Source organism: Streptomyces sp. DSM 116793 (assembly GCF_057320905.1).
This window is the reverse complement of record NZ_CM170494.1, coordinates 753970-779861: the sequence shown is the minus strand read 5'-3', so window position 1 is coordinate 779861 and position 25892 is coordinate 753970. Positions and strand designations below refer to the sequence as shown.

The window sequence follows — 25892 nt, the reverse complement described above, 5'->3', positions numbered from 1 at the left end:
GCCGCTCAGGGGCCGCCCGTGGTCCCCGCCCAGCCGGCCGCCCCGCCGACCTGCACGTGGGCCGGTGCGGTGGCCCCGCCGAGCCCTCGGCTCGGGCCCTGGCAACCCTGGGCTGCCGCGATGCCGAGTGCGACCAGCAGGGTCACCACCACGAACACGAAGAGCCGCTGCCGCAGCAACCGCGGATTGGCCGGGCGCCGCCCGGAGCCGGACGGCCGGGGCCCGCTACGGCCCGTGCCACCGCGCGCCGCGGACTTCGCGCCCGGGCGTGTCGTCTCACGGCCCGGCTGGGAGCGTGGGCCGGGGCGTGCCGCGGACGGCCGTGCGCCGCCGGGCCGTGCGCTGCCGTTGCGGGGCGGGGGAGTGCCCTGGGGCGGGACGGGGGCGCGGCGCTGGGTGCGCTGCTCGGCGTACTCCTCGGCGAGCCGTCCCGTGGGTCGGCCGAGGTCGCCGCGCGGGACGGCAGGCCGGACGTCCGTCAGGCCCTGGGCCTCCCGGGCGGCGATCTCCTTGAGACGCAGGGAGAGTTGGAGCGTGCTCGGCCGCTCCTCGGGGTCCTTGGCGAGGCAGGCGCTGACCAACGGGGCCAGCGCGTCCGGCACGCCGTGCAGCTGGGGCTCCTCGTGCACCACCCGGTACAGCATCACCTCGGAACTGCCCTGCCCGAAGGGGGAGTCGGCGGTCGCGGCGTAGGCGAGCGTGGCGCCCAGCGCGAAGACGTCCGTGGCGGGTGTGACGGCGGCGCCGCGCACCTGCTCGGGGGCGAGGAAGCCGGGCGAGCCGACCGCGGTGCCGACATGGGTGAGCGTGCTGGCGCCGGTCGCCCATGCGATGCCGAAGTCGATGATCCGCGGCCCCTTGGGGGACAGCAGGATGTTGGACGGCTTCAGGTCACGGTGCACCACGCCCGCTTCGTGGACGGCGACCAGTCCCTCGGAGAGGGCGGCACCCACGGCAGCGACGTCGGCCGCCGACAGGGGGCCTTCTTCGGCCACTTTGTCGTGCAGCGAGGGGCCGGGGACGTACTGCGTGGCGAACCACGGGCGGTCCGCCTCCAAGTCGGCGGCGACCAGCCGCGCCGTGCAACCGCCCCGGATCCTGCGGGCCGCCGAGACCTCGCGTGCGAAGCGGGACCGGAACTCCTGGTCCTCCGCCAGGTCCGGCCGGATCACCTTCAGCGCGACCCGCTGGCCACGGCGGTCCGAGCCCAGGTAGACGACGCCCATCCCGCCCGCACCCAGCCGCCGGTGGAGCCTGAACGAGCCGACGACTCGCGGGTCCTCGCGCCGGAGCCGCATCATCGCCATGTCCATCCCCGTTGCCCGGTCCGTTTGACGAGCCACAGCTTACGTTTCCGTGGCCTGGTGCGCGCAGAGGCCGCGCCCTCACGGACCGACCGAATCTCGCCATCGGGCGCGAGAGGGAAAACACGCGCCCCCACCGCGCCGCCACACGTCTTCCCTCCGGCACCGCTTCCAACCGTGCGGAAGGACAGGCGCGTTGGGCCTCCGACGACGGGCGTGGCACCGCGCCGGGGGCCATGGCCTGCGCCGGGGGCGCACATCAGAGCGCGCCCCGGAGCGGGCGAGCCGGTCCCGGGCAATCGCACAACCGTTGCGTACGGAACCGGAATAAGTGATCGACATCACTCCCTGTGTCCGTCTCATCAGCGGCGATCTCCGGCCACCGGCGCGCCGGTGGCCATCCCTTGCGGGAAGACCCTGAGACCTAGACGAGTAAGTCCGAAGGCTTTGGTTCAGTGGTCGTAGGCGGTCAGTGAGCGTGTGATGGGTCGGCCTGTGTTGCGGTTGTGCCAGATCGCGGCTGTCATCGCCAGGATGCGTTGTCCGACGCGGGCGAGGACTCCGGCAGGGGTTCTCGCCCTGTGGCGTTCGAGGTCGAGTTGGCCTTTGAGGGTGTCGTTGACCGACTCGATGAGCTGGCGGATGGGCTTGAGCAGGTGTTCGCCGGGGCGGGGCTTGAGGTTGCGGTAACTCGGCCGCAGTAGGGTCATTCCGCGCGCGGCCATGAAGGCGTCGAGATCCTTCGACACGTAGCCCTTGTCGCCGACGATCGTCTGCCCCGGGTGTGTGGCCTGCAGATCCTGGTCGCCCGTGATCATGTCGACCAGCACCTCGCGTTCGTCGACTTTCGGGTTGGCCAGGGCCCAGGCGATCGGCAGCCCGCCGGGGGTGCACATCAGGTGGAGCCGCAGGCCCCAGAAGAACCGGGAGTGGGAGGGGCAGTAGCCGTATCCGGCCCAGCCGGCCAGGTCGGAGCGTTTGACGGTGGGCCGTGAGTGGGCGCACTCGACGGGTGTGGAGTCCACGATCCACACGTCGTCGTGCCACAGGTCGGTGTCGCGGGCGAAGGTGCGGATGAATCGGCTGATCAGTGTGTTCGCGGCCCGCAGGCGCTTGTTGTAGCCGGACTGCCCGGGCAGGTAGGGGAACTCGGCGGCCAGGTGGGCGCGGGCGAAACGCAGCCAGCGGGCTTCGGAGACGAATCCGAGCAGGGCCTGCATCACCGCCAGCGTCAACAGCTCTGCATCACTCAGCCTCGGCGGACGGCCCCATCGGCGCGATCCCACCAGAGAGTCGTCGATCTTCACGTACAGTGCAGTCGCGAGGGTTTCGAGGTCTGTCGTCACAAACGGACCAACGAGACCCTCGCTTCATGCACCCGGCCCCTTTGGACTTACTCGTCTAGGCCCTCTTCTCCACCCAGGGGAGTACTCCGGCCGTGGAGGCTCATCCTCCGGGAGGCCCGGCAATCGGTACGAAGGCATGACGTCCCGGAACGGCCGCGCGCCTAGATTGGTCGTCAAGCGGCGGGTGCAGCACTCGTCCCCCGAGGTCCGACACCCGCCGCCGCAGCACACCGGACACAGCCGGACAGCCGGCACTCAGACCGACCAGGAGAGGGACCATGGCGGACACGGCACCTCGCACGGCGATCCGCGCACTCGGGCGCAGGCCCGCGCTCGGCGCCCGCCCGTCCGGCACCCGCCACCCGCTGGTGGCGGCGGCCATGGTCCTGCCCCTGGCGGCCCTGCTCGTGGTCGCCTTCGGCGGCTGGGACGCAGTGGTCACACAAGCGTCGTCCGTGGGCGTGATGCTGGGGCGCTGAGCGGCGCACCAGGCCCGGGAGAGCGGCCCGGGCGGGGACATCCAGCCCGAAACCCCGTGGGGACGGGGGTGCGGCGGACGGCACACTGCCCGCGCAGCTGGGGAGCTGCGCGGGCAGCCTTCTCTTCCACCGAAGTCGGGGGCTGCGGCGGGACCTTGGTGCGGGTGGCCTCGGTTCGGGGCGGCCGTGTCCGGCCGGGCCCGGCCGCGGCGGGAACGCACGGCGGCCCGGTGGGGCGGGGGGCGGTGGGGCGCGCGGCCCCGGCCGCGGAGGATGGAGCGCGGCACCGGTGATGCGTAGGCTCACCGCGGAGGGGATCGTCGTACGAACGCAGGGAGAACCGGTGACCACAGACGTGCTTCCCGCGCTGACGGCGAAGGTGCGGCGGGCCGTGCACCCGGCCGCCGCGCCGTGCGCCTGTGCGGAGCCGGGCACCGTGCTCGCCGACCGCGCCGACGGCACCGTCGTCCGCCATGGCGAGGTGGTGGCCAAGGCCCACGCCCCGGGGACCGACGCCGCGCAACTCTCCCTGCGGATGGCGGTGGCCGCCCACCCGGCGCTGGACGGTGTACTGCTGGCGCCACTGCACCCGGACGCCGACGCCCTGCGGGACCGCCTGGTGAGCCTGTGGCCACACGGGTCGCCGGTGGCGCCGGACACCGACCCCGAGCGCGCGCCCTGGGCGGAGGCCGCGGCCCTGCTGGCCCGCCTGCACAGGGTGGAGCCCGCCCAACTCTCCCTGCCGCTGCCGCCGATGAGAGGCCCCGCGAAGGCCGCGCGCGCCGTGGCACGGCTGCGCGCCGCAGGGTCGCACCCGGGTGCCGCACCGGTCCTGCGCGCCTGGGAGGCGCTGCCCGCGTGGGCGCGGGACGAGGCCCCCATGCCGGTCCCGTGGCGGCTGTGCCACGGTGATCTGCACCTCGGCCAACTGGTGCGCAGCCCGGAGGGCACGGGGCCCTGGCGGCTGATCGACGTGGACGATCTGGGCCTCGGTGTGCCCGGATGGGACCTGGCCCGGCCCGGGGCCTGGTTCGCCGCGGGCGTCGTGGGCCCCGCGGAGTGGGCCTCTTTCCTGGGCGCCTACCGGGCGTCCGGTGGGCCCGCCGTGCCGCCCGTGGGCGACCCGTGGCCCGTGCTGGACGTGCCTGCCCGCGCCCTGAGCGTGCAGATCGCGGCGCTGGCGATCGCGAAGGCGGTGGCCGCGCGCCGCGCCCTGGACGAGGTGGAGGAGGCCATGGTCGACGCCTGCGTCCGGATGGCGGATGTGCCGGTGGTGACGGAGGAGCCGACCTGACGCACGAGTGAGAAGACACGGGCGGTGCCGAGGGAGGGGGAGAAGGGCGCCGCCAAGTAGGGTGCAACCGACCGAAAGCCGGGCAGCGTTCCGGCGAAACCGAGCCGGACAGCGAGGAGTTGAGCCGGGATGCAGTGTCCCAAGTGCCATGCCCCGATGAACACGTACAACCGCAACGGCATCCAGATCGAGCAGTGCAGCGGATGCCGCGGGATCTTTCTCGACTACGGCGAGCTGGAGGCTCTGACCCGGCTGGAGTCCCAGTGGGCCCAGCCCGCCCCGCCGCCGCAGGCCTACCCGGCGGCGCCGGCTCCGGCCTGGGGCCACGGCGGTCACGGCGGGCACGGTGGCCACTACGGTCACCACGGCCACCACCGGGGCCTCGGGCGCCTGCTCTTCTCGTCCTGACCCCACGCGTTGCCCCGGCCCCGGCACATCTGTACCGGGGCCGGGAGCATCGCCGTCGGCCCCGTGCGCGGGAGCATCGCCGTCGGCCCTGTGTGCGTGTACTTCGTGCCCGGTCCCGCGAACCGACGGCCACCCGGGCGCGCGTCGGGGGTGCGGGTGGCGAAGAAGCCCCCGCCAGGCGCGGCGAAGCCGCGTGGAAAGCAACGAGGGCGGCGTGGTCCGCGTTCTCAACGGACACACGTCGCCCTCGTTCGAGTGGACGATACTGGGATTGAACCAGTGACCTCTTCCGTGTCAGGGAAGCGCTCTCCCGCTGAGCTAATCGTCCCGGGAAAGGCATCGGCGCGACCTGACGGCCGCGCCGCGCCTGCTCGCGTGCGCGATACTGGGATTGAACCAGTGACCTCTTCCGTGTCAGGGAAGCGCTCTCCCGCTGAGCTAATCGCGCGGGGAACCAGCCGTACCGGGCCGGTCCAGTGGACGATACTGGGATTGAACCAGTGGCCTCTTCCGTGTCAGGGAAGCGCTCTCCCGCTGAGCTAATCGTCCATGGAGGTGGAGACGGGATTTGAACCCGTGTAGACGGCTTTGCAGGCCGTTGCCTCGCCTCTCGGCCACTCCACCAGGGGTGTCGCAGTCCCGGGAGACCCCTTCACCCTTCGAGCGGACGACGAGGCTCGAACTCGCGACCTCAACCTTGGCAAGGTTGCGCTCTACCAACTGAGCTACGTCCGCCTGTCCCTTCGGTCCGCTGCCGCGTCCCGGTGACGTGGTGAACTCTAGCGGATTCCGGGGCCAGTACAAAAACGCGTTTACGCAGCGTGCTGCGCTGTGACCACCCCGGGCCGTGATCGGGGCGGCTCGGCGGCCCCCGTTCTAGACTCACACCCGTGCACGTACCCGCTCACGGCCCGACCCCTCCGGCGCGCTCCGGGGGCCCGGCGGCCGCGCCCCGGCGAGGGGCGGCGAGCGGGCCGGCGGCCCCGTGGTCCAGCGGTTTCCCGGTGGTGCCGGTGGACGCCGGGGGCGGAGAGGTGGGGGACCGGTGGCGCCGCCGCGTGCGGTGCGCCGGTGCCCCCGCCGGGGCCGGCGGTGGGCTCGGCACAGGGCGGCGGTGGGCTGCGCACGGCCGGCCGACGGCGCGTCGCCGCTCGGTCGCGGAGCGTGTCCGGCCGTCCGAGGGCGGCGGCCCGGTACCCGCGCCCCCGGCCGCCGGTGGAATGTCCGTTCGGCCGCGGCCCCGGCCCGCGGTGGCGTCCGGGCGGGACGGAGCGGGACAGTGGGAACCAGTACAGCGGCACCCCTGCGGCGCCGGCCCGAGTGAAGGGACCCTTACGTGAAGATCTGGCTCGACGGCGCGCTCCAGGACGTCGCGTCCGCCCGCGTCTCCGTGTTCGACCACGGGCTGACCGTCGGCGACGGCATCTTCGAGACGGTGAAGGCCATCGAAGGGCGGCCCTTCGCGCTGAGCAGGCATCTGGACCGGCTGGCCCGCTCGGCGCGCGGCCTCGGCCTTCCCGAACCCGACCGCGACGAGGTGCGGCGTGCCTGCGCCGCCGTCCTCGATGCCGATCCCATGCCGCTGGCCAGGCTCCGCATCACCTACACCGGGGGGCTCTCGCCGCTCGGCTCGGACCGCGGGGAGCAGGGCCCCACCCTGATCGTCGCCGCGGGGGAGGCCGCCCGCAGGCCCGACACCACCGCGACGATCACGGTCCCCTGGACGCGCAACGAACGCGGCGCCCTGGCCGGCCTGAAGACCACCTCCTACGCCGAGAACGTGGTCGCCCTCGCCCGCGCCCACGAGCAGGGCGCGTCCGAGGCGCTGTTCGCCAACACGGTCGGCGGACTGTGCGAGGGCACCGGCACCAATGTGTTCGTCGTCCTCGACGGTGAGATCCACACGCCGCCGCTCGCCTCCGGTTGCCTGGCCGGCATCACCCGGGCACTGGTCGTCGAGTGGACCGGCGCACGCGAGACGGACCTGCCGTTCGAGATCCTGCGGGAGGCCGACGAGGTCTTCGTGACGTCCTCGCTCCGCGACATCCAGGCCGTCCACCGCGTCGACGACCGTGAGCTGTCCGGCGCTCCGGGTCCCGTCACCGCCAAGGCGATGCGCCTCTTCGACGAGCGTGCGGGGGCCGACCTCGACCCGTGACCTCCGGCGCGCGCCCGGCCGCGCGCAGCGCACACCCGGCGCCGCGCATCGTTGAACGGCCTCGCGCGCGTGGCGGCGGAGTACGGCACACGCGCGTGAGGGACGGTCCGGCCCGGGCGGGTCCGGCCCGGGCCGGACCCGCCACCGATTCGCCCGGTACACGGGTGACGTGCGCGCCGGCATCGGGGTAGAAACCTCGGGATGACCACCACCCTGCGGCCGACCGAGCCGCTCCAGCGCGCCGCTGACGGGGGGCTGTCCCGCCACTACCAGGTGTGTGTGAACAGCCGCCCCGTGGGCGCCCTGCACCTCGCCACCCACCCCGAGTTCGGCCCCCGGGTGGCCGTCATACGGGAGCTGCACATAGAAGAGCGGGACCGGGGTCGCGGCCGGGGAGCCGTGGCCGCGCTGGCCGCGGAGGAGGTGGCCCGTTCCTGGGGCTGCACCCGGATCGAGGCGGTGGCCCTGGCGGAGTCCGAGGCCGCGCTGGGCCTTGCCGGCGCACTCGGCTACAGCGAGCGCGGCCGCGCCTTGGAGAAGGCACTCGGCGGGGAGCGGCCGGAGCTCCCCGTAGGCAGTGTTGCCAGACCCATGACGCAGGCCGAGTACGGCCCGTGGTACGAGGAGCGGAAGCAGGACTACGCCCGCTCCTGGGTCGCCCGGGGCGTCCCGGAGGCCGAGGCCAGGGCCAAGTCGGAGGCCGACCACGCCCGCGAACTGCCCCAGGGCCTGGCCACCGAGACCGTACTGGTGACGGTCCTGGAGCACGCGGGCGAGCCGGTCGGCACGCTCTGGCTGGGCTTCAGGGAGGGATCCGGCTTCGTGCTGAGCGTGGCGGTCCACGAGGCGCACCGCGGCCGGGGCCACGGCAGATCGCTGATGCTGGTCGCCGAGGACCAGACGCTGTCCACGGGCCGCGACACCATCGGCCTCCACGTCTTCGCGGGCAACACCCCGGCACTGCGCCTGTACGCCTCCCTCGGCTACCGGCCGAAGAGCTACGGACTGTACAAGCAACTCGCCTAGACGACAGAGGTCTGGACGCCCAGAGGGGCGAGATCCGGCCAGCGAGGGATGAACCCTGGCCCGGGAGGAGCGCCGCGCGCCGCCGGGCACTGCCTTGTCCGGGAGAGCGGGGAGTGCCCTGCCCGGCAGAGTCGGGGAGCACCCTCCCCGGAAGAGGCCGGGGAGCGCTGCCGGGAGCGGGGGAGTGCCCTGCCCAGGAGCGGCGCGGGCTGCTGCGTCCGGGAACGGGAGTGCTGAGGCTGGGGAGGGGCGCCGGGCGCCGGGCGCGTGGGGCAGCGCCGTGCCTGGGCGGCACGGACTGTGTGGGCGACACCGCGCCCGGCGGAAGCACCAGCTCCTGGGGAGGCACCGGCTCCCTAGGAAGTACCGACCCCCCCAGGAAGCACCGCCCCCCAGGGGAGAGACCTCGTATGGGGCGCGGCCCGGGGTTTCGTACGGGCGCGGCCGGGGCCTCGTACGACCGGGAGGAGCTCTCAGTCGCCCGCCAGCAGTCCGTCCGCGATCTCCTCGATCCGGGCCCGCAGTCCCTCCTGGCTCTTGCCGCCGTCCAGGCGCCGCCCGCCGATCACGTACGTGGGCGTGCCGGTCACCCCGATCGCCTTGCCCTCCGCCTGGTCCGCGTCCACGGCGAGGATGTGCCGGCCGTCGATGAGGGCGGTGTCGAACTCCTCGGCGTCCAGGCCCAGTTCCCCCGCGACCTCGACGAGGAACGGCTCTCCCTTGCGTCCGAGCTCGTCGACCCTGCCGAGCACCGCCTCCACGTAGGGCCAGCCGCGGCCCTGCGCCAGGGCCTCCTCGGCCGCCTGTGCCGCGGCGAAGGCGTGCCGGTGCTTGTCGAGGGGGAAGTGCCGCAACCGCAGTTCGAGGCGGTCGCCGTAGCGCTCGCGCAGCGCGCGCAGGTCGTCGAGCGCGGTGCGGCAGTCGGGGCACTGGAGCTCGCACCAGACGTCCAGGACGGGGCGTGGGGCGGGCCGTGCGGTCGAAGAGTCGTTCATGGGTCCAGTCTCCCAGCCCGGGGGCGCCCGCCCGGCACGGATGGTCGCCGGGTTCCACGGCAGCCGCTCGGCGGGACCTGAGAAGGATCCCGACCCGGAGATCTCCCTGAAGGGGCGCCCAGGGCGTGGCCTCGGGGTGCGGGCCGGGGCAGGATGGGAGCAGGTAGTTGCCGCCGCCGCGTCCCTGGAGGACAGGATGCTCGCCGAGACCGTCTGCTCCGCCGTGTCCGCGGCGGGCCTGGGCATCGCCGTGGTCACGGCCTACCGCAAGCGCTTCCTCGCGGCCACCCGTATCGCCGCCTACGCCCTCGTACCCGTCGCCCTGGTCATGACGGGAGCCGTGAAATGGCTGGCCCACACGGCGTTCAGCCCCACTGCCTGGGCGGGCTTCGGCGTCCTCGGTGTCGCCTGGCTGCTGTTCATGGTCACGCGCGCCGTCGAGCGGCGCAGGGGCGGCACCCGCAAGGAGCGCAGGGCGGCGAAGGCGGCCAAGCGGGAGTCCGTCGCGCCCGGGGCCTCCGCGCCGGCGCTCGACCCGTCGGCGGGCCGTGCCGGGCAGTCCCAGCCCAAGCCCGCCCGGGGCAGGCAACCTGGCGGTCGCAGCGGTGGCGACGACGACTTCAGCGACATCGAGGCCATTTTGAAGAAGCACGGGATCTGACCGGGCTCTCGCCAGGACGTGCACAGGTGCACGGAAGCCGCTGACCGTCAGCGCGCCATCGGCGTTGGCCCTCAGCGCGCCATCGGCGTTGATCGTCCGCGTGCTATCGGCGTTGATCGTCCGCGCGCCACCGGCGTTGATCGTCCGCGTGCCGCCCACGCTGACCCCGCGCGCCGCCGGCTGACTGCCCGTGTTTCGACGGCGGCTGGTTCCCCGAGTGCCCTGGTTGACGGCGCCCGTGCGGCGGCGGCTGACTCGCAGTGCCGCCCGCCGGCTCACTGCGCGCTGCCAGCGCTGAACCGGCGCTGACCTCCCCGTGCTGCCCGCTGATCGCCCGCAGACCGAAGACGCTGATCCTCCGAGGCTGCCTGCCACGGCGCATTCCGCGGGTTTCCGCGCCCTGGGTGAGCGCCCGCGCGCCGGAGAACTGCTGCGGGCCGTCATTCTACGCCACTCTCCGTCACCTGGCGGTCACCGCGTCACGGAATCCGGCGAACTACCGCACAATTCGGGCGTGTTGATCGCCAAGGGGGCCTGACCTGCGCCATTATCGCCGGCGAGATGCTCGACACAAAGCAAAGCGACGCCGCTCCGGCCACCGAGGAGCGGCGAGGCTGCCTTTTCGCCCTTTCCCAGCCACCTTTGATGATCTTCCTGACGGTGATCGGCTGTCTTCTCCTGCTGGCGTCGCTGCACGATCTGTTACTGCTCTGAGCCGCTGCGCTCCCGTCCGAGAACCGCCCCTGTCCGTTGTCCGTCCGCTGGACCCAGAAGGTCTGGCAGTACCAGGAAGGTCCAGCGGTACCGAGGAAGCTCGCCGTCGCGCTCCGGCTCCGGCCGCGCGCGGCGGTCAGCCGGCGGTGGCCTCCTTGCGTCGCGCACGGTAGGCGGCGACGTGCAGGCGGTTGCCGCAGGTACGGCTGTCGCAGTATCTGCGGGACCGGTTGCGGGACAGGTCCACGAAGGCGTTCCGGCAGTCCGGCGCCGCACAGCGCCGCAGCCGCTCCTGCTCGCCGGCCACCACGAAGAACGCCAGCGCCATCCCGCAGTCCGCCGCCAGGTGGTCCGCGACGGACGCGCCCGGGGCGAAGTAGTGCACGTGCCAGTCGAAGCCGTCGTGGTCCGTGAGCTGGGGCGTCGTCCCCGCGCCCGCCAGCAGTTCGTTGATCAGCTTGGCGGCGCTCCGGGCGTCGTGCGTCGCGAAGATCTCCGTGAACCGGGTGCGTGCCGCGCGTACCGCGGCGAGGTCCCGCTCCGAGAGATCGCCCACGTCGCTCAGGTTGTGCCGGTGCACGAACGAGCGCAGGGCCGCCACATCCGCCAGCCCGTCGGGGGCGTCCGCGTCCGGTGCGGAGTTCACCAGATCGACCACGGCGTCGAGGGCGCACCGGGTGTCGTGGTTGATCAGCACGATTAGCTCCCTGCCCGTCTGGATCGGGCCGGAGCCCGCCGATGCTCGCCGATGCTAGCGGCTTCGCGACACGAACGGCCCGGCCTTCGGATCCGTTCCCGTCCGACCCGGGGGTTCCGGCGCCGCCGGGATGCCGGCGGGCGGGCAGGCCGGCGCGGGTGGCGGGTCGGCGGGCAGCAGGCCGGCGGGGAGCGGGTCGGCGAGCGGGGTCGGCGGGGAGCCGGACCTCGTCCGGTGGGCCGGCGGGAGCGGGTGGCGGGTCGGCGAGCTGTCGGGGTGGCCGGCCGGCGGCGCGCAGGGAGTGGGGCGCCGGAGGACCGGCGCCCGGGTGCAGGGGCGCCCGGGGGCGCGCACCGGCGCCGCCCCCGTGGTTCGCCCACGGTGACGGCGCCGGTCAGTGCCCTATGCGGTTGTCGCGTGGAGTAGTGGTCTCGTGTGGGCGGTGGGCTCGTGTGTCGCTGGACTTGCGCCGTCTCCCCGAGTCGGACGGCGCCGGGGCCGCTCCCGGCCCTGGCCTAGCTCTCGGCCAGGATGTGGGACAGCTCCGTGTCCAGGTCGAAGTGGCGATGCTCCGTGCCCGGCGGCACGGCGGCATCCGTACGCTTCAGGAACGACTCCAGGGCCCGCGCCGGGGCCTCGAGCAGAGCCTCGCCCTCCGGCGAGCTCAGGGCGATGCAGACGACGCCCTGACCGTGGCTGCGGGACGGCCAGACGCGGACGTCTCCCGTGCCGGTGGGCCTGTGCAGGCCCTCGGCGAGGAGGTCGCGGGCGAACACCCACTCGACGGTCTCCTCGGCTCCGGTGTGGAAGGTGGCGTGCACGGCATACGGGTCGGCCGTGTCATACCGCAGTCCCGCGGGGACAGGCAGTGAGGACTCGCTCGACACAACGAGGCGCAGGTGCAGCTCGCAGCTGACCGTGGTGTTCATAAGCGCCAGGGCCTTTCGCTCAGTGTGCGCTCGGGGATTCGCACGTCGGCGAAATCGACATGCCACCTACGGTGCCGTTGTAAACCCCCTTGAGGGTTTTGAGTGTCTTTAGGTAGCTCGTACGGCGGAGTTCTGTTTACCGGTGGCGTCCATTCCGGTGACTGGTTTGCTTCGGGTACGTTTGGTCGTATGAATACGGGGAGTGACGAAATCCGGTCGGGCTCGACCATGGCCGAAGAGCCGCCGGATCGTGGGCTCGGGTCGCGGGCGCCCAATTTCGTCAAGAAGAACCGGACCCTCCACCTGAGCTGGCGGGTGGGTGTCTTCATCGTGGGCCTCGCCGTGGTCTGCGGCGGTGTGCTGCTGCTTCCGCTGCCCGGGCCGGGCTGGCTCGTGATCTTCGCCGGGGTGGGGCTCTGGGCGACCGAGTTCGTCTGGGCGCAACTCGTGCTCCGCTGGGCCAAACGCAAGGTCACCGCGGCGACACGGCGCGCGCTCGACCCCGCCGTCCGGCGCCGGAACACCATCGTGACCTGCACTGTCGTGATCGCCGTCGGTGCGGCCGTCGGGGTCTACGTGTGGCAGCTCGGCTGGACGCTTCCCTGGGACGCGGCACGCTGACCGCCGCCCGGCCCGACCGGCCGTCGGGGGCGGCCGCGGCAGGTCCCCCGGGGGTGGTCACGGGCACCCGCTGACATGCGGTAATGTTCTCTGTGCGCCCGGGCGATTAGCTCAGTGGGAGAGCGCTTCGTTCACACCGAAGAGGTCACTGGTTCGAACCCAGTATCGCCCACCGGAACGAGGATGGCGCCGTTGCGCACAGCGTGGCGGCGCCATCCTCTTTTCGTCGTGCGCCCGCTTTTCGTCGTGCGCCTTCCGCTTTCGCCGTGAGCCGCTCACGGGCCGTGCGCCCGGTTCCGTCAAGGACGGACCCGGCGCTCTCCCGCGAGGCGGGCCCGCCGTCACCGCGCCCCCTGTCACCGCCCGACGGCCTCCGTGACCCCTGCCGTCTTCCTCTGCCCCGGTGACGCCTCCGCCGTCCCTCTCCCTCGCTCGACCTCCCCCCGGCATGCCTCGTGGCGCGCCGGCGAGCGTTGTCATGCGCTGCCTCTCGCGGCCGTTGACGCACCGGCGCGGCGCCCCGGCTGGGGGTGGCGGACGCTCCGCGGGAAGGTCCGCGTACCGCCGTGCGGGGGATGTTCGGGGGCTGGTCCGCGTGGCGCCTTCAGCGGGGCGCGGGCGATCGCGGCACTCTTGCGGGGGGAGAGGTTCCGCTTATTGGCGGATACGGTCCGTGGTCCGTCCGGAGGACGGAAACTGACGGAACTTCACCCTTTGGGAGCTCCTTGCGCCCATGCGCACCCCTGACGGTCCGGTCCGCATTTTCGCAATCCCGGCGATTTCCGTTCCGGCGGGTCGCATTCCGCGCATGCCGGCGGTCGGCTATGCGTTCCCGGCGTACGCGAGAAACGAAAGTCCGGGCAATGCGGCGGAATTCCCTCGGGCACCTCCGGGGAACCCTGCGAGATCCGGCACCGTAGATCCGTTCCGGTCCCCCGCAGGGCGTCACCTGGTCCCGGCGTATCCGTCCGAAAGCCTCTGTATCCGACCTGAACACCCCCGTTCCCGGCGCTCGCATCACCGTCGGCAGACTGGGGCCATGGACTGGTGCCACTACCGATTCCGCAGTGTCTGGCGGCTGCCCGCGGAGCCCGGCAAGGTGTACGAGGTGCTGGCGCGCGCCCACGAGTACCCCGTGTGGTGGCCCCAGGTCCGTGAGGCGACCCGGCTCGACGAGCGCTCCGGCACAGCGCGTTTCCGCTCCCTGCTGCCGTACGACCTCGTGGTCACCGCGCGCCAGCGGCGGCGGGCGCCGGACGCCGGGGTCCTGGAGATAGCGATGAGCGGCGACCTGGACGGCTGGGCGCGCTGGACCGTCGCCGCCGCGCCCGGCGCCCCCGGAGCCGCCACCGGCACCCACGCCCTGTACGAGCAGGAAGTCGAGGTGCGCAAGCCCCTCATGCGGCGGCTCGCGGTGCCCTGCCGGCCCGTCTTCCTCCTCAATCACGCCCTGATGATGCGCGCCGGGCGGCGCGGGCTGCTCGCCCTCCTGGAATCCGTTTGAACCACGGGCACTCGGACCTGTATTGTTCACCTCGTTCCCGGGCGATTAGCTCAGTGGGAGAGCGCTTCGTTCACACCGAAGAGGCCACTGGTTCGAACCCAGTATCGCCCACATATGCGAAGGCGACGTGGGTCCGCAGTGGATGCGGGCCCACGTCGCCTTCGCTGCTTTCCGCCCGGGGCGAGGCCTCCAGCGGCAGCGCCCCGCGCGACCGGGTCAAGGCTCCTGCCGGGACAGGGCTCACGCCGCCGCGGGGAGTTCGGGACGGAGCGGCCAGGACGGGTCCACCGCCTCGGGGGAGCCGCTGTGCGCGAACCACGCCTGTAGGCCCCGGGCCTGGGCGGCATGCCAGTCCGTCTGCAGGGCGTGCAGCTCGGACGGTGTGAGCCGCTCCAGCCGGGCCGCGAACCGCTGGCCCACCGCGCGCACCACATCCATCGCGGCCAGCGCGTCGGCCGCCGCGTCATGCGCGGAGGACAGCTCCACCCCGTACTGCACGCAGAGGTCGGCGAGGGTGCGGCGGCCCTTGCGGTACCGGTCCAGATGCTTGTCGAGCACCCGGGGATCCAGCACGCACAGCGGCGCGCCCGCCAGATACGCGGCCAGGGATGACGCACGGTGCCGGCGCAGCTCACGGTCGAGCAGCGTCAGATCGAACGGTGCGTTCATCACCACCAGGGGGCGGCCCGCCGCGCTGTGCCCCGCAAGCTCCCTGCCTATCTCCTCCATCACCGGCGCGGGCCAGCGGCCCTCCCGCTCCAGGTGGCGCTGCGTCAGACCGTGCACCGCCGTGGCCTCCTCCGGCACCGGCACCCCCGGGTTCACCAGCCAGCGCAGGACGCGCGGCTTCACCCCAGGGGCGTCCTGGACGACGACGGCGGCCGACACGATGCGGTCGGTCTCGACGTCCACACCCGTGGTCTCGGTGTCGAAAGCGGCCAGAGGTCCCTCGTACCAGCACGTCATGTGCACCCCAACTCCCTCATGGCCTTCGGCAGTTGACGCGCCGTCTCCTGCCCCGATTTGGTGATACCCGGGCTGTTTGCGCACTACGCCGTTTGCGCCCGACGGCACACGGAGACAACACGGGTACGGGGCCCGGTGGTTGAGGCCCCACGTGGGGATGCACCAATTCCGGAAGGCCCGTGGGACATGACCCTCGCGCAGCCCGAACGGGGCGGGCTGTCCCCCGCGGACGGGCGGCAGCCCGGCACCACGCCGTCCGCGCTGCGCGGCAGCCTCGCCGTCACCGCCTGCATGGAGACCCTGCAGGTGGGCTATCTGCACGCGGTCGCCGCGGCCGCCGGCTGCTCGCTCTCACAGCCCTTTCCCGACAACGGCATCGACTGGCACGTCAGCCACAGCGCACCGGGGCACACGGTCGACGACGAGGTGACCATCAAGGTGCAGCTCAAATGCACCTACCAGATCCCGCCCAACCCGGCCGCCCGGCGCCCGCCCGGACCCGGCCGGACCGCCCCCCGCCGGACGGGCGAGACCTTCTCGTTCACCCTGGACAACGAGCACCTGGCGAAGCTCGCCCGCACCCCCGTCTCCGTGCACAAGATCCTCGTCGTGATGCTCGTCCCACGCTCCCAGGACGACTGGCTGCGAGCCGGTCACGACCGGCTCGACCTGCGGCACTGCTGCTACTGGATCAACCTCGCCGGGCACCCGATCACCGGCCGGCGCAGGACGACCGTGCGGATACCGACCTCACGCATCTTCGACGACCGTGCGCTCTGCGAGATCATGACGCGGGTCGGAAGGGGAGGCACACCGTGACACACCCACCCTTCGACCAGCCCCCGCGGCCGCGGCCCGCACGGGGCACGCCGCCCGCCCAGGGGCCCGGGCCCGCGCGGGGCCGGGATCCCGGCCCCGGCCGGGGCGGCGGGCCCGGTCAGGCACCCCACGGAGGGTTCGGCGACGGAGGCAGGGAGCACCCCGCCGACACCGAAGGCCCCTGGTACCGGGCGCCCGAGCCGGACCGGGTGGACCCGGCGGTGCTCGGCGCCCTGCTCGCCCGGCACGGCTGGCAGCGCCGCGGCGGCCCGCCCGGCCGGTACGGCCGCTGGACCCCGCCCGGCGCCGCGGAGGGCCGGGGCACGGGCACCAGCCTGCTGGTCCCCGAGAGCCGCGGCTATCCCGACAGCGAGGACCTGCTCGGCGATGCCCTCACCGCTCTGGACCGCAGCGGCACGCCCGCCGCCCGTGAGGTGCTGCTCGCGCTCGCCGTGCCCAGCGACGAGATCCGCTGGTGGCGCGATGTGCCCATCGGCCCCGGGGGCGCCCCCCACGCCTTCGGAGCGGTGGGGGAGGGGGCCCCAGCATGGCCGGTGGAGGAGAGGCTGCGGGGCGCCGCCCGCCGGATGCTGCTGGCCGGTGCCCTCGCGACCCGCGCCAGCGCCGGGTACTACGGCGCACGGCACCGCGGCCCGGCGGCCGCATCGCTGCGGAACGTGCTGGTGGGCACGGCGGAGGGCGGACGGCGGCTCACCGCGTTCCTGCCCGTCGACGTGGCCCGGCCCCTCGCGGTCCGGCTGCACCAGGCGCTCTTCGCCGCCCGGGAGGCCATCGACTACCGGCGTGCCACCGGCCGCATGGACGCCTTCGAGGGCGCCGTGGCAGCAGGCGTCAGCCATGAGCTGACCGAGTCGCTCGTCGCCCTGGTGCGCGGCACCCAGGGCGCCCGGATCGGCGTCGCATGGTCGCCCGCGGCCGGCGCGCCCGAGGGCTGTGCGGCCGCCTCGGAACCCGTCGAGTTCTCCCCGGGCGACCTGCCCGCGCTGCGCGAGGCGAGCGCCCGCTACCAGCGCACCGAGCCCTCCGTACCGGTCCGCGTCACCGGCACCGTCGTCCGCCTGCGCAGCTCCGGCCCACGTGGCGAGGGCACCGTGCGGCTCCGGGTGCTCGCCGGCGCCGAGGTGGCCTGGGTGCGGCTGACCCTCGACGAGGAGGCGTACCGCATCGCGGGGCATGCGCACCTGGTGGGGCTGCCGATCCGGGTGCACGGCAGGCTGGAGAGCCGCGGCGGCTTCCGCAGGCTCACCGACGCCCATGACGTGGTGCCCGTCCAGGTCGACGAGGCGGAGCGGGACAGCCTGATGAAGTCGCTCCAGGAGAACCTGGACTTCTTCGGGGAGGCGTGCAGCGGAGACTGAGACCGGTGGGGGCGTGAGCGGACCGTGCGCCGTGGAGAGCCGCGGGTCCGGCCGACTCGCCTGGCGGGGGGAGCCGCGGGTTCGGTCGGACCGCGGGCGGCCCGCCGCCGGCTGCGGCGGCAGTCCGCGGCGCCTGGTTCGGCCGGGCCCCCGCCGTGGGGGAGCCGCGAGCGCCCGAGGGCCGCCCGGTGGCGACCCGCGGGCCGTGCGGGCCGTGTGCGGTGGGCGACCCGCGGGCCGTGCGGGCCGTGCGCGGGCACCCGCGGGGCCGTGCGCATCGCGCGCCGCGGACGGTCCGGAACTCAGGTGGACCGCGCGCCGCGGACGGGCCGGCCCCGGACCGGCTGTGCGCCGCACGCGGGCCGGCGATGCCGGTCGGCCGGGGCCGCGGGCGGCTGTTTAGCGGTCGGCACCCGGGGCTCGGTACGATCGAGCACCGACGGCGCAGCCGAGCCGGTGCGCCGCACCCACCTTCAGGCAGGAGAGACCGGTGTCAGACGTCCGTGTGATCATCCAACGCGTTTCCGAGCGGGAAGAGCGCGTGGTCACCCCGGGCACTACGGCCGCCGACCTCTTCGCCGGCGAGCGCACCGTCGTCGCGGCCCGCGTGGGCGGCGAGCTGAAGGACCTCGCGTACGAGGTCAAGGACGGCGAGCAGGTCGAGCCCGTCGAGATCTCCTCCCAGGACGGTCTGAACATCCTGCGCCACTCCACCGCGCACGTCATGGCCCAGGCCGTGCAGGAGATCTTCCCCGAGGCCAAGCTGGGCATCGGCCCGCCCATCCGGGACGGCTTCTACTACGACTTCGACGTCCCCGAGCCGTTCACCCCCGAGGACCTCAAGCGCATCGAGAAGAAGATGCAGGAGATCCAGAAGCGCGGCCAGCGCTTCTCGCGCCGGGTCACCACCGACGAGGCGGCGCGCGAGGAACTGGCCGACGAGCCGTACAAGCTGGAGCTGATCGGCCTCAAGGGGAACGCGGCGCAGGCCGCCGAGGGCGCCGACGCCGAGGTCGGCGGCGGCGAGCTGACCATCTACGACAATCTCGACGCCAAGACCGGCGAGCTGTGCTGGAAGGACCTCTGCCGCGGCCCGCACCTGCCCACCACCCGCGCCATCCCGGCGTTCAAGCTGATGCGCTCGGCCGCCGCCTACTGGCGCGGCAGCGAGAAGAACCCGCAGCTCCAGCGGATCTACGGCACCGCATGGCCGTCCAAGGACGAACTGAAGGCGCACCTCGACTTCCTCGCGGAGGCCGAGCGCCGCGACCACCGCAAGCTCGGCAACGAGCTGGACCTCTTCTCGTTCCCGGAGGAACTCGGCCCCGGCCTCGCCGTCTTCCACCCCAAGGGCGGCATCGTGCGGCGCGAGATGGAGACCTACTCCCGCCGGCGGCACGAGGACGCGGACTACCAGTTCGTGAACACCCCGCACATCTCCAAGGAACGCCTCTTCGAGATCTCGGGCCACCTGCCGAGCTACGCCGAGGCCATGTTCCCGCCGCTGCAGTTCGACGAGCAGAACTACCGCCTCAAGGCGATGAACTGCCCGATGCACAACCTGGTCTACAAGGCCCGCGGCCGCTCCTACCGCGAACTCCCCCTGCGCCTCTTCGAGTTCGGCACCGTCTACCGCTACGAGAAGTCGGGCGTCGTGCACGGCCTGACCCGCTCCCGGGGCTTCACCCAGGACGACTCGCACATCTACTGCACCAAGGAGCAGATGCCGCAGGAGCTCGACTCGCTCCTGACCTTCGTGCTCGACCTGCTGCGCGACTACGGCCTGCACGACTTCGAGCTGGAGCTCTCCACCCGCGACCCGGAGTCCGACAAGTTCATCGGCGAGGACGCGGAGTGGGAGGAGGCCACCGAGACCCTGCGCCAGGCCGCCGAGAAGCAGGGCCTGCCGCTGGTGCCCGACCCGGGCGGCGCCGCGTACTACGGCCCGAAGATCTCCGTGCAGGCCCGTGACGCCATCGGCCGCTCCTGGCAGATGTCCACTATCCAGGTCGACTTCCAGCAGCCCAAGCGGTTCGGCCTGGAGTACACCGCCGCGGACGGCTCCAAGCAGCAGCCCGTGATGATCCACAGGGCCCTCTTCGGCTCCATCGAGCGGTTCTTCGCCGTGCTGCTGGAGCACTACGCGGGTGCCTTCCCGGCGTGGCTCGCGCCGGTGCAGGCGATCGGGATCCCGGTCGGGGACAGCCACGTGCCGTACCTGGCTGAGTTCGCCAGGAAGGCCAGGGACCGGGGCCTCAGGGTCGAGGTCGACACCTCGGCGGACCGGATGCAGAAGAAGATCAGGAACGCCCAGAAGGAGAAGATCCCCTTCATGGTGATCGTCGGCGACGACGACATGAACGCGGGCACCGTCTCCTTCCGCTACCGCGACGGCTCCCAGGAGAACGGCATCCCCGTCGACGAGGCCCTGGCGAAGATCGTGAAGGTCGTCGAGGACCGCGCCCAGGTCTGACACGAGCGCGTCGGCGGCACTCCCGACCAGCGGCCCGAAGGCCTCCGGAACCCTCCGGGGGCCTTTGCCCTGCCTGCCCCGTGAAGCCATATGCTGCACACCATGACGAGTGAGCCGGAGCAGCAGATCGGGGTGGGGACGCCGGACGCGTTCCAGCGCCTGTGGACGCCCCATCGGATGGCGTACATCCAGGGCGAGAACAAGCCGACCGGCCCGGGAGCGGGCGACGGATGTCCCTTCTGCTCCATTCCGGCAAAGTCCGACGAGGACGGGCTGATCGTCAGGCGCGGCGAGCAGGTCTACGCGGTGCTGAACCTCTACCCGTACAACGGCGGACACCTCATGGTCGTCCCCTTCCGGCACGTCGCCGACTACACGGACCTCACCGTCCAGGAGACCGCGGAGCTCGCCGAACTCACCAAGCAGGCGATGACCGCCCTGCGGGTCGCCTCCGGCGCGCACGGCTTCAACATCGGCATGAACCAGGGAGCCGTCGCGGGCGCGGGCATCGCCGCCCACCTGCACCAGCATGTCGTGCCCCGCTGGGGCGGCGACACCAACTTCATGCCGGTCGTGGCCCACACCAAGGTGCTGCCGCAGCTCCTCGCGGACACCCGCACCATGCTCGCCGCGGCCTGGCCGACGACGGCCGAGTAGCCGGCCAGGACCCACACGAGGGCGGAACGGAGGGTGCCCCGGCCGGTCCAGGGCACCCACGCTCGTGCCGCGACCTCACTCAGCCGCGGCCCCGGAGGACCGGCCCGGCACCGCAACGGGCCCCAGCCGGCCGTCCGCGCCGGCGCCGCTACGCGTCGTACACATCCGCCTTGCCCGGCGACGGGTCCTGGATCTGACCGCTGAGGGCGCCGGAGCGGCTGCCGAACTTCTCGGTGTCGACGCCGTTCTCCTGCAGGACCTTGATCGCTGCCGCATGGACCACCCGGAGCACGGGAGTGGCGGTGCGCAGGGCGTCGTCGGCCATGAATCGGTGCCGCCACGGCTTGTCCGCCCAGGCGTGCCGGAGGCCGAACGGCTCGGGCAGCGCCAGGCTGCCGCCCAGGAAGTCCAGCAGCGGCGGATACCACGTGAACGGGGCGCGCACGGCGAGCCGCACCACCTCGTCCGGCTTGACCACCGGCAGCGTGATGGACTTGGTCTCCCAGAACCTGATCGGCTTCGCGACCGTCTTCGTCTCGGGCGAGGGCTTCGACGTGAACAGCGAGTGCACCGGCCCCAGCGCATGCCCGGTCACCTCGATGCGCAGCGTCTGGTGGAGCACGGTCACCGTGATCAGCATGGTGATCACGAGCTGACCGTCCCACAAGGTGAACTGCACGCCCAGATAGTGGCGGTTGCCGCTGCCGAACTGCTGCTCGTTGCAGATCCGCTGGATTTCGTGAGGCTTGATCTGGAACGCCTCCACATCGGTGCCGCTCGGCCGGGAGACGCTGTCCGCGTTCTCGCCGATGGGGGTGACGATCCAGTGCCGTACCGACGGGGTCGGGAAGCCGCCCGTGTGGATGGGGGTGCGCTCCAGCAGGCGGAGCTGGTCGTGGATGGCGCGTATCACGTCCCAGCTGCGGAAGGGGTTGATCTCCGTGCCCGGCTCGCGGGGCACCAGGTCCTCCGCCAGCTGCCAGCTTCCCCAGCGGGTGCCCATGCCGAGGATGCCCTTGGGCCCGGCGTAGAACACGGAATTGGACTGCTGCTCCGCGGAGAGCTTGGCCAGGCCCTGCCGGAGCTGCTCGGCGCCGGTCTCATTGGGATGGGTCGGCACCGCCTCCGGGATCTTGGGGCCGACGCCGCCGCCGGAGAGCAGTCCTGCCCACCGGTCGCGGAGATCCTGGGCCGTGCGCTCGCAGATCCGCCGGGCCCAGTACCAGCCGATCACCGGTGCCACGAGGCAGGCCCGGCCGTACCAGGCCCAGAAGCCCGTGAAGGGCAGCTTGACGATGAAGATCACCGCCAGGATCGCGAAGCCCAGCAGCAGCGCGGTGGAGAGCGCGGAGGCCCGCTTGTCGGAGGTCTTGTTGATCAACCGCCGGAGCTGGAAGACCAGCAGCCAGGCGACCAGGCCCGGCAGGAAGATCAGCCCGCACAGCACCATCACGGCCGTCAGCCAGCTGTCGCGCTGGCGGCGGATGCGGCTCGCGGCCAGGCAGTGCTCGACGATCACCTGCGGCTCGGTGCCGAAGGACTGGATGAGCGGCTTGCGCCCCCCGCCCAGCATCCGCACCTGGACGGCACGCGAGAAGGCCTCACCCAGATTGGGCTTGAACAGGGCGATCTTGCCCGGCTTCACCTTCGACTGGTGCCAGTCGCTGTTGGCGTCGAGGATCTTCTCGACGTCGCTGTCGCGGTACGCGGCCGACGCCAGGGCCTGCGTGGCCGCGGTCTGGCCCGGGGCACCCGCGAGCGGGACCTGTGCTCCCGGCCTGAAATCGAATACGTCGTCCGCCACTGCCGCCCCCATCGCCGCCACGCCCGCGCTCTTGCGGGCCCTTCCCGACTTCCCTGCCCGGCACACCTGTTGGTCGGGTCATCGACTTGATCAGGTCATCAGCGTATCGAGGTCGGAAGATCTCTGCTCGGGCCTGTGGAAAACCTCGCCCGCCCTCCCGTGCGCCCGGCCGACTCGGCCCGGACGTGCGCGAAGGCCGCCCCGCCCCGGGGCAGCCCGGCGGCCGGCCCGACCGCTCGCCCACGCCGGCCGGACCTCGCCCCGGGCCTCGCACCCGCTCGGGCGCGCTCCGCCGTACCGGCTCGTTCCGCTCGTCGTGCATGTCCCGCTGGTGTCACGCCCGATGGGGCACGTGCACCCGATGCCGCCCGCACGGGCGGGCATCCGGGCACTCCGTGTCACATCAGGTCACGTCGTGTCGTTCGATCAAGCAGTGTCTCCCCGGTTGTGTGCCGGTTCATGCGACGGCCGTGGCCTGATCGCGGATCCGTTCAGCGATCTGCGGGGGCATCGGCTCGTGCCGGGCGTAGGAGCGCCCGAACTGCGCGGTGCCGTGCGAGAGGGAACGCAGGTCGACCGCGTACCGGCCGATCTCGATCTCGGGAACCTCGGCGCGGATCAGCGTGCGCCCGCCCGGCGCCTGCTCGGTGCCGACCACACGTCCGCGCCGGCCCGACAGGTCGCTCATCACGGCACCAACGTAGGAGTCCCCGACGAGCACCCGCACCTCCGCCACGGGTTCCAGCAGATGGATCCGGGCGCCCACCGCGGCCTCGCGCAGGGCGAGCGCGCCCGCCGTCTGGAACGCCGCGTCGGACGAGTCGACCGAGTGCGCCTTGCCGTCGAGCAGGGTGACCCGCACGTCGACCAGTGGACTGCCGGTCGCCACCCCCTTCGCGGCCTGGGCGCGCACGCCCTTCTCCACGGACGGGATGAACTGCCGCGGCACCGCGCCGCCGACGACCTTGTCGACGAACTCGATGCCGCTGCCCTCGGGCAGGGGCTCCACCTCGATCTCGCAGATCGCGAACTGCCCATGCCCGCCGGACTGCTTCACATGGCGCCCGCGGCCGGCCGCCTTGCCCGCGAAGGTCTCCCGCAGGGACACCTTGTACGGCACGACGTCGACCTGCACCCCGTAACGCGAACGCAGCCGCTCCAGGGCGACGTCCGCGTGGGCCTCGCCCAGGCACCACAGCACCAACTGGTGGGTGTCCTGGTTCTGCTCCAGGCGCATCGTCGGATCCTCGGCGACAAGACGGGCCAGGCCCTGGGACAACTTGTCCTCGTCCGCCTTGCTGTGCGCCTCGATGGCCAGCGGCAGCAGCGGGTCGGGCATCTCCCACGGCTCCATCAGCAGGGGGGTGTCCCGCCCGGAGAGCGTGTCACCGGTCTCGGCCTGCGAGAGCTTCGAGACGCAGGCCAGGTCGCCGGCCACGCACTGCGCCAGCGGCCGCTGCTGCTTGCCGAACGGCGACGTCAGCGCGCCCAGGCGCTCGTCCGCCTCGTGCAGGGCGCGCTCGTCCATGCCGCGGTCCGCCATGCCGTGTCCCGAGACGTGCACCGTCTCGTCGGGGCGCAGCGTCCCGGAGAAGACCCGGACCAGCGACACCCGCCCCACGTACGGGTCCGACGCCGTCTTCACCACCTCGGCGACCAGCGGCCCCTTTGGGTCACAGGCCGGCGTGGGCCGCGACGCGCCCTGCGGAGTGGTCACCGTGGGCACCGGGTGCTCGAGGGGCGAGGGGAAGCCGCCCGTCATCAGCTCCAGCAGCTCCACGGTGCCGAGTCCGGCGCGGCAGCCGGCCGGAGCCGGGGCGGCCGCCAACACCGGGTGGAACACGCCGCGCGCCACCGCCTTCTCCAGATCCGCCACCAGCGTCTTGACGTCGATCTCCGAGCCCTCGAGATAGCGGTCCATGAGGGTCTCGTCCTCGCTCTCGGAGATGATCCCCTCGATGAGCCGGTTACGCGCCTCGGTGATCAGCGGCACCCGCTCCTCGTCGGGCTCCCGCTCCTCGCGCGTGCCCGAGGCGTAGTCGTACACACGCTGCGACAGCAGGCCGGTCAGACCGGTCACCGGCGCGTGGCCGTCCGGTCCCGGCGTGCCGTACAGCGGCAGGTACAGCGGCAGCACCGCGTCCGGATCGTCCGCGCCGAACGCCTCGGCGCACACCCGGGTCATCTCCTCGAAGTCGGCGCGTGCGGCCTCCAGGTGGGTGATCACGATGGCGCGCGGCATGCCCACGGCCGCGCACTCCTCCCACACGGCGCGGGGCGCGCCCATGATGCCCTCCGCGCCCTCCGCTGCCGAGACGACGAAAAGGGCCGCGTCCGCCGCTCGCAGACCGGCCCTGAGTTCCCCGACGAAGTCGGCGTATCCGGGAGTGTCCAGAAGGTTGATCTTGTATCCGCCCCATTCCAGGGGGATCAGTGAGAGCTGTACCGAGCGCTGCTGCCGGTGCTCTATCTCGTCGTAGTCGGAAAGGGTGCCGCCGTCCTCGACGCGGCCCGCGCGGTTCACCGCTCCGGCCGTCAGCGCGAGGGCCTCCACCAGCGTCGTCTTGCCCGAACCGCTGTGGCCGACCAGTACCACGTTCCGTACCGAGGCGGGGTGGCCGGCCGTCGCTGCCCTGCCGGCGGCCCCGGTGTGGGTGTTCGCCTTGTCGCCCATGCTGTGCCTCCCGGTCACGTACTCGGTGAGGTCCTGCCTGGCGCGGGGCGCGCGGGCCGCGTGCGGTGGCGGCTCCGGCGACGCCCGCGGTTGTCTTTCGAGCTTTCCACTCCCGTCATGGTGCGTCCATACGTCGTACGGGATCCCGCCGGCCACGGGTGCCCGGGGGCGGCCCCCGCGCACGCGTGGCTACGATGGGCCATCCGGCGGCCAGCAGGGGCCGCCCGTCCCACGGACCCTCGGGAAAACCATGCTGAACAAGTACGCGCGTGCGTTCTTCACGCGTGTCCTCACCCCGTTCGCCGCCTTCCTCATCCGCCGCGGGGTCAGCCCCGACACGGTCACCCTGATCGGTACGGCCGGGGTGGTGGCGGGCGCTCTGGTGTTCTTCCCCCGTGGCGAGTTCTTCTGGGGCACGGTCGTCATCACCCTGTTCGTCTTCTCGGACCTGGTGGACGGCAACATGGCCCGCCAGCTCGGCCGCTCCAGCCGCTGGGGCGCCTTCCTCGACTCCACGCTGGACCGCGTCGCGGACGCCGCCGTCTTCGGCGGCCTCGCGCTCTGGTACGCGGGCCGCGGCGACAACGACATCCTCTGTGCCGTCACCCTGTTCTGCCTGGCCAGCGGCCAGGTGGTGTCGTACACCAAGGCGCGCGGCGAGGCGATCGGGCTGCCGGTCGCGGTGAACGGCCTGGTCGAGCGCGCGGAGCGGCTGGTGGTCACGCTGGTCCTCGCCGGGTTCGCGGGCCTGCACAAGTTCGGTGTGCCGGGCATCCAGGTGCTCCTGCCGATCGCCCTGTGGGCGGTGGCCGTGGGCAGCCTGATCACGCTCGTCCAGCGCGTCGTCACCGTCCGCAAGGAGGCCGAGGAGGCCGACGCGGGCACCCCGGCCCAGAGCAGCAGCGGGGCCGCCTCATGAGCGGTACGGAGGACTCCTCCGGTGCCCCGGGCGAGGGCCCGGGGCCGCACGGTGCCACGGCGGTG

Annotated in this window: 22 protein-coding genes and 7 tRNA genes; 16 read left to right on the top strand and 13 right to left on the bottom strand. The window is 72.7% G+C overall.

Annotation, left to right across the window (positions count from 1 at the left end; all coding sequences use genetic code 11):
- Positions 1–5 precede the first annotated feature (5 nt).
- Together ACSMXW_RS03400 and ACSMXW_RS03395 are read right to left on the bottom strand one after the other, a co-directional pair.
- Positions 6–1313 carry a serine/threonine-protein kinase gene (locus ACSMXW_RS03400; protein ID WP_485807761.1) on the bottom strand — a complete coding sequence of 436 codons (1308 nt, stop codon included), beginning with the start codon at positions 1311–1313 and terminating at the stop codon, positions 6–8.
- Between the two features lie 443 nt (positions 1314–1756).
- Positions 1757–2650, bottom strand: coding sequence for an IS982 family transposase (locus ACSMXW_RS03395; protein ID WP_485803931.1), 894 nt, complete (start codon positions 2648–2650; stop codon positions 1757–1759).
- A gap of 278 nt (positions 2651–2928) precedes the next feature.
- Here ACSMXW_RS03395 and ACSMXW_RS03390 point away from each other — a divergent pair, with 278 nt between their 5' ends.
- The 3 genes from ACSMXW_RS03390 to ACSMXW_RS03380 all read left to right on the top strand — a co-directional run bounded on the left by ACSMXW_RS03390 (position 2929) and on the right by ACSMXW_RS03380 (position 4831).
- On the top strand, positions 2929–3129 hold the full coding sequence (locus ACSMXW_RS03390; RefSeq protein ID WP_485803929.1) for a hypothetical protein: 201 nt from the start codon (positions 2929–2931) through the stop codon (positions 3127–3129).
- A gap of 343 nt (positions 3130–3472) precedes the next feature.
- Positions 3473–4423, top strand: a complete 951-nt coding sequence (locus tag ACSMXW_RS03385; RefSeq protein WP_485803928.1) for a phosphotransferase family protein — start codon at positions 3473–3475, stop codon at positions 4421–4423.
- Between the two features lie 129 nt (positions 4424–4552).
- Complete coding sequence (locus tag ACSMXW_RS03380) at positions 4553–4831, top strand: TFIIB-type zinc ribbon-containing protein (RefSeq protein WP_485803926.1); 279 nt, start codon at positions 4553–4555, stop codon at positions 4829–4831.
- Positions 4832–5087: 256 nt separating this feature from the next.
- Here ACSMXW_RS03380 and ACSMXW_RS03375 read toward each other — a convergent pair.
- The 5 genes from ACSMXW_RS03375 to ACSMXW_RS03355 form a co-directional block, all read right to left on the bottom strand.
- Positions 5088–5159 (bottom strand) — tRNA-Val (locus tag ACSMXW_RS03375).
- A 48-nt stretch (positions 5160–5207) separates the two neighbouring features.
- A tRNA-Val gene (locus tag ACSMXW_RS03370) sits at positions 5208–5279 on the bottom strand.
- A gap of 29 nt (positions 5280–5308) precedes the next feature.
- Positions 5309–5380, bottom strand: a tRNA-Val gene (locus ACSMXW_RS03365).
- A gap of 1 nt (position 5381) precedes the next feature.
- Positions 5382–5455 (bottom strand) — tRNA-Cys (locus ACSMXW_RS03360).
- 38 nt (positions 5456–5493) lie between these two features.
- Positions 5494–5566: transfer RNA gene (locus ACSMXW_RS03355), tRNA-Gly, on the bottom strand.
- A 601-nt stretch (positions 5567–6167) separates the two neighbouring features.
- On the opposite strand from ACSMXW_RS03355, the gene ACSMXW_RS03350 reads away from it, so the two are divergent.
- Positions 6168–6989 carry an aminotransferase class IV gene (locus tag ACSMXW_RS03350; RefSeq protein ID WP_485803925.1) on the top strand — a complete coding sequence of 274 codons (822 nt, stop codon included), beginning with the start codon at positions 6168–6170 and terminating at the stop codon, positions 6987–6989.
- Positions 6990–7190: 201 nt separating this feature from the next.
- Entirely contained in the window at positions 7191–8015 is an 825-nt protein-coding gene (locus tag ACSMXW_RS03345) for a GNAT family N-acetyltransferase (protein WP_485803924.1), read from the top strand.
- 473 nt (positions 8016–8488) lie between these two features.
- On the opposite strand, the gene ACSMXW_RS03340 is transcribed toward ACSMXW_RS03345, so the two are convergent.
- The gene (locus ACSMXW_RS03340; RefSeq protein ID WP_485803922.1) at positions 8489–9010 is read right to left on the bottom strand and encodes a DsbA family protein; all 522 of its coding nucleotides are present in this window, start codon (positions 9008–9010) and stop codon (positions 8489–8491) included.
- Positions 9011–9206: 196 nt separating this feature from the next.
- On the opposite strand from ACSMXW_RS03340, the gene ACSMXW_RS03335 reads away from it, so the two are divergent.
- Complete coding sequence (locus ACSMXW_RS03335) at positions 9207–9671, top strand: hypothetical protein (protein WP_485807760.1); 465 nt, start codon at positions 9207–9209, stop codon at positions 9669–9671.
- A gap of 561 nt (positions 9672–10232) precedes the next feature.
- Positions 10233–10385: a hypothetical protein gene (locus tag ACSMXW_RS03330; RefSeq protein ID WP_485803921.1), complete on the top strand. Its 153-nt coding sequence runs from the start codon at positions 10233–10235 to the stop codon at positions 10383–10385.
- A 136-nt stretch (positions 10386–10521) separates the two neighbouring features.
- Here ACSMXW_RS03330 and ACSMXW_RS03325 read toward each other — a convergent pair whose 3' ends face one another.
- Both ACSMXW_RS03325 and ACSMXW_RS03320 read right to left on the bottom strand, forming a co-directional pair.
- Positions 10522–11082, bottom strand: coding sequence for a CGNR zinc finger domain-containing protein (locus ACSMXW_RS03325; RefSeq protein WP_485803919.1), 561 nt, complete (start codon positions 11080–11082; stop codon positions 10522–10524).
- A gap of 515 nt (positions 11083–11597) precedes the next feature.
- Entirely contained in the window at positions 11598–12011 is a 414-nt protein-coding gene (locus ACSMXW_RS03320; RefSeq protein ID WP_003959770.1) for an SsgA family sporulation/cell division regulator, read from the bottom strand.
- Positions 12012–12200: 189 nt separating this feature from the next.
- Between ACSMXW_RS03320 and ACSMXW_RS03315 the strand changes: the two genes are divergently transcribed.
- From ACSMXW_RS03315 to ACSMXW_RS03300, 4 genes are all read left to right on the top strand, one after another.
- Positions 12201–12632, top strand: coding sequence for a TIGR02611 family protein (locus tag ACSMXW_RS03315; protein WP_485803910.1), 432 nt, complete (start codon positions 12201–12203; stop codon positions 12630–12632).
- Positions 12633–12732: 100 nt separating this feature from the next.
- Positions 12733–12804: transfer RNA gene (locus ACSMXW_RS03310), tRNA-Val, on the top strand.
- A gap of 867 nt (positions 12805–13671) precedes the next feature.
- On the top strand, positions 13672–14136 hold the full coding sequence (locus tag ACSMXW_RS03305; protein WP_485803908.1) for an SRPBCC family protein: 465 nt from the start codon (positions 13672–13674) through the stop codon (positions 14134–14136).
- Positions 14137–14175: 39 nt separating this feature from the next.
- Positions 14176–14247 (top strand) — tRNA-Val (locus tag ACSMXW_RS03300).
- A 129-nt stretch (positions 14248–14376) separates the two neighbouring features.
- Here ACSMXW_RS03300 and ACSMXW_RS03295 read toward each other — a convergent pair.
- A complete protein-coding gene (locus ACSMXW_RS03295) occupies positions 14377–15102 on the bottom strand; it encodes an exonuclease domain-containing protein (protein ID WP_485803906.1) in 726 nt (241 codons plus the stop codon).
- A 186-nt stretch (positions 15103–15288) separates the two neighbouring features.
- Here ACSMXW_RS03295 and ACSMXW_RS03290 point away from each other — a divergent pair, with 186 nt between their 5' ends.
- From ACSMXW_RS03290 to ACSMXW_RS03275, 4 genes are all read left to right on the top strand, one after another.
- On the top strand, positions 15289–15921 hold the full coding sequence (locus ACSMXW_RS03290) for a DUF4365 domain-containing protein (RefSeq protein ID WP_485803904.1): 633 nt from the start codon (positions 15289–15291) through the stop codon (positions 15919–15921).
- The gene (locus ACSMXW_RS03285) at positions 15918–17300 is read left to right on the top strand and encodes a hypothetical protein (RefSeq protein WP_485803903.1); all 1383 of its coding nucleotides are present in this window, start codon (positions 15918–15920) and stop codon (positions 17298–17300) included. Before ACSMXW_RS03290 ends, ACSMXW_RS03285 begins: the two co-directional genes overlap by 4 nt.
- 490 nt (positions 17301–17790) lie before the next feature.
- On the top strand, positions 17791–19773 hold the full coding sequence (thrS, locus tag ACSMXW_RS03280) for a threonine--tRNA ligase (protein ID WP_485803902.1): 1983 nt from the start codon (positions 17791–17793) through the stop codon (positions 19771–19773).
- 90 nt (positions 19774–19863) lie between these two features.
- Positions 19864–20430: an HIT family protein gene (locus tag ACSMXW_RS03275; RefSeq protein ID WP_485803901.1), complete on the top strand. Its 567-nt coding sequence runs from the start codon at positions 19864–19866 to the stop codon at positions 20428–20430.
- A 148-nt stretch (positions 20431–20578) separates the two neighbouring features.
- Here ACSMXW_RS03275 and ACSMXW_RS03270 read toward each other — a convergent pair whose 3' ends face one another.
- Together ACSMXW_RS03270 and ACSMXW_RS03265 are read right to left on the bottom strand one after the other, a co-directional pair.
- On the bottom strand, positions 20579–22246 hold the full coding sequence (locus tag ACSMXW_RS03270) for a hypothetical protein (protein WP_485807758.1): 1668 nt from the start codon (positions 22244–22246) through the stop codon (positions 20579–20581).
- A 445-nt stretch (positions 22247–22691) separates the two neighbouring features.
- On the bottom strand, positions 22692–24908 hold the full coding sequence (locus tag ACSMXW_RS03265) for an elongation factor G-like protein EF-G2 (RefSeq protein ID WP_485803899.1): 2217 nt from the start codon (positions 24906–24908) through the stop codon (positions 22692–22694).
- Between the two features lie 250 nt (positions 24909–25158).
- Between ACSMXW_RS03265 and pgsA the strand changes: the two genes are divergently transcribed.
- Positions 25159–25827: a phosphatidylinositol phosphate synthase gene (gene pgsA / locus ACSMXW_RS03260; RefSeq protein ID WP_485803897.1), complete on the top strand. Its 669-nt coding sequence runs from the start codon at positions 25159–25161 to the stop codon at positions 25825–25827.
- The last annotated feature ends 65 nt before the right edge of the window (positions 25828–25892 follow it).

Bases quoted from the DNA above. Each gene is read 5' to 3' on its own strand.
- ACSMXW_RS03305 (WP_485803908.1), top strand. From the start codon at position 13,672: ATGGACTGGTGCCACTACCGATTCCGCAGTGTCTGGCGGCTGCCCGCG.
- pgsA (WP_485803897.1), top strand. From the start codon at position 25,159: ATGCTGAACAAGTACGCGCGTGCGTTCTTCACGCGTGTCCTCACCCCG.
- ACSMXW_RS03275 (WP_485803901.1), top strand. From the start codon at position 19,864: ATGCTGCACACCATGACGAGTGAGCCGGAGCAGCAGATCGGGGTGGGG.
- ACSMXW_RS03340 (WP_485803922.1), bottom strand. From the start codon at position 9,010: ATGAACGACTCTTCGACCGCACGGCCCGCCCCACGCCCCGTCCTGGAC.
- ACSMXW_RS03265 (WP_485803899.1), bottom strand. From the start codon at position 24,908: ATGGGCGACAAGGCGAACACCCACACCGGGGCCGCCGGCAGGGCAGCG.
- ACSMXW_RS03315 (WP_485803910.1), top strand. From the start codon at position 12,201: ATGAATACGGGGAGTGACGAAATCCGGTCGGGCTCGACCATGGCCGAA.
- ACSMXW_RS03295 (WP_485803906.1), bottom strand. From the start codon at position 15,102: ATGACGTGCTGGTACGAGGGACCTCTGGCCGCTTTCGACACCGAGACC.
- ACSMXW_RS03345 (WP_485803924.1), top strand. From the start codon at position 7,191: ATGACCACCACCCTGCGGCCGACCGAGCCGCTCCAGCGCGCCGCTGAC.
- ACSMXW_RS03400 (WP_485807761.1), bottom strand. From the start codon at position 1,313: ATGGACATGGCGATGATGCGGCTCCGGCGCGAGGACCCGCGAGTCGTC.
- ACSMXW_RS03270 (WP_485807758.1), bottom strand. From the start codon at position 22,246: ATGGGGGCGGCAGTGGCGGACGACGTATTCGATTTCAGGCCGGGAGCA.
- ACSMXW_RS03330 (WP_485803921.1), top strand. From the start codon at position 10,233: ATGCTCGACACAAAGCAAAGCGACGCCGCTCCGGCCACCGAGGAGCGG.
- ACSMXW_RS03320 (WP_003959770.1), bottom strand. From the start codon at position 12,011: ATGAACACCACGGTCAGCTGCGAGCTGCACCTGCGCCTCGTTGTGTCG.
- ACSMXW_RS03335 (WP_485807760.1), top strand. From the start codon at position 9,207: ATGCTCGCCGAGACCGTCTGCTCCGCCGTGTCCGCGGCGGGCCTGGGC.
- ACSMXW_RS03290 (WP_485803904.1), top strand. From the start codon at position 15,289: ATGACCCTCGCGCAGCCCGAACGGGGCGGGCTGTCCCCCGCGGACGGG.
- ACSMXW_RS03390 (WP_485803929.1), top strand. From the start codon at position 2,929: ATGGCGGACACGGCACCTCGCACGGCGATCCGCGCACTCGGGCGCAGG.
- ACSMXW_RS03380 (WP_485803926.1), top strand. From the start codon at position 4,553: ATGCAGTGTCCCAAGTGCCATGCCCCGATGAACACGTACAACCGCAAC.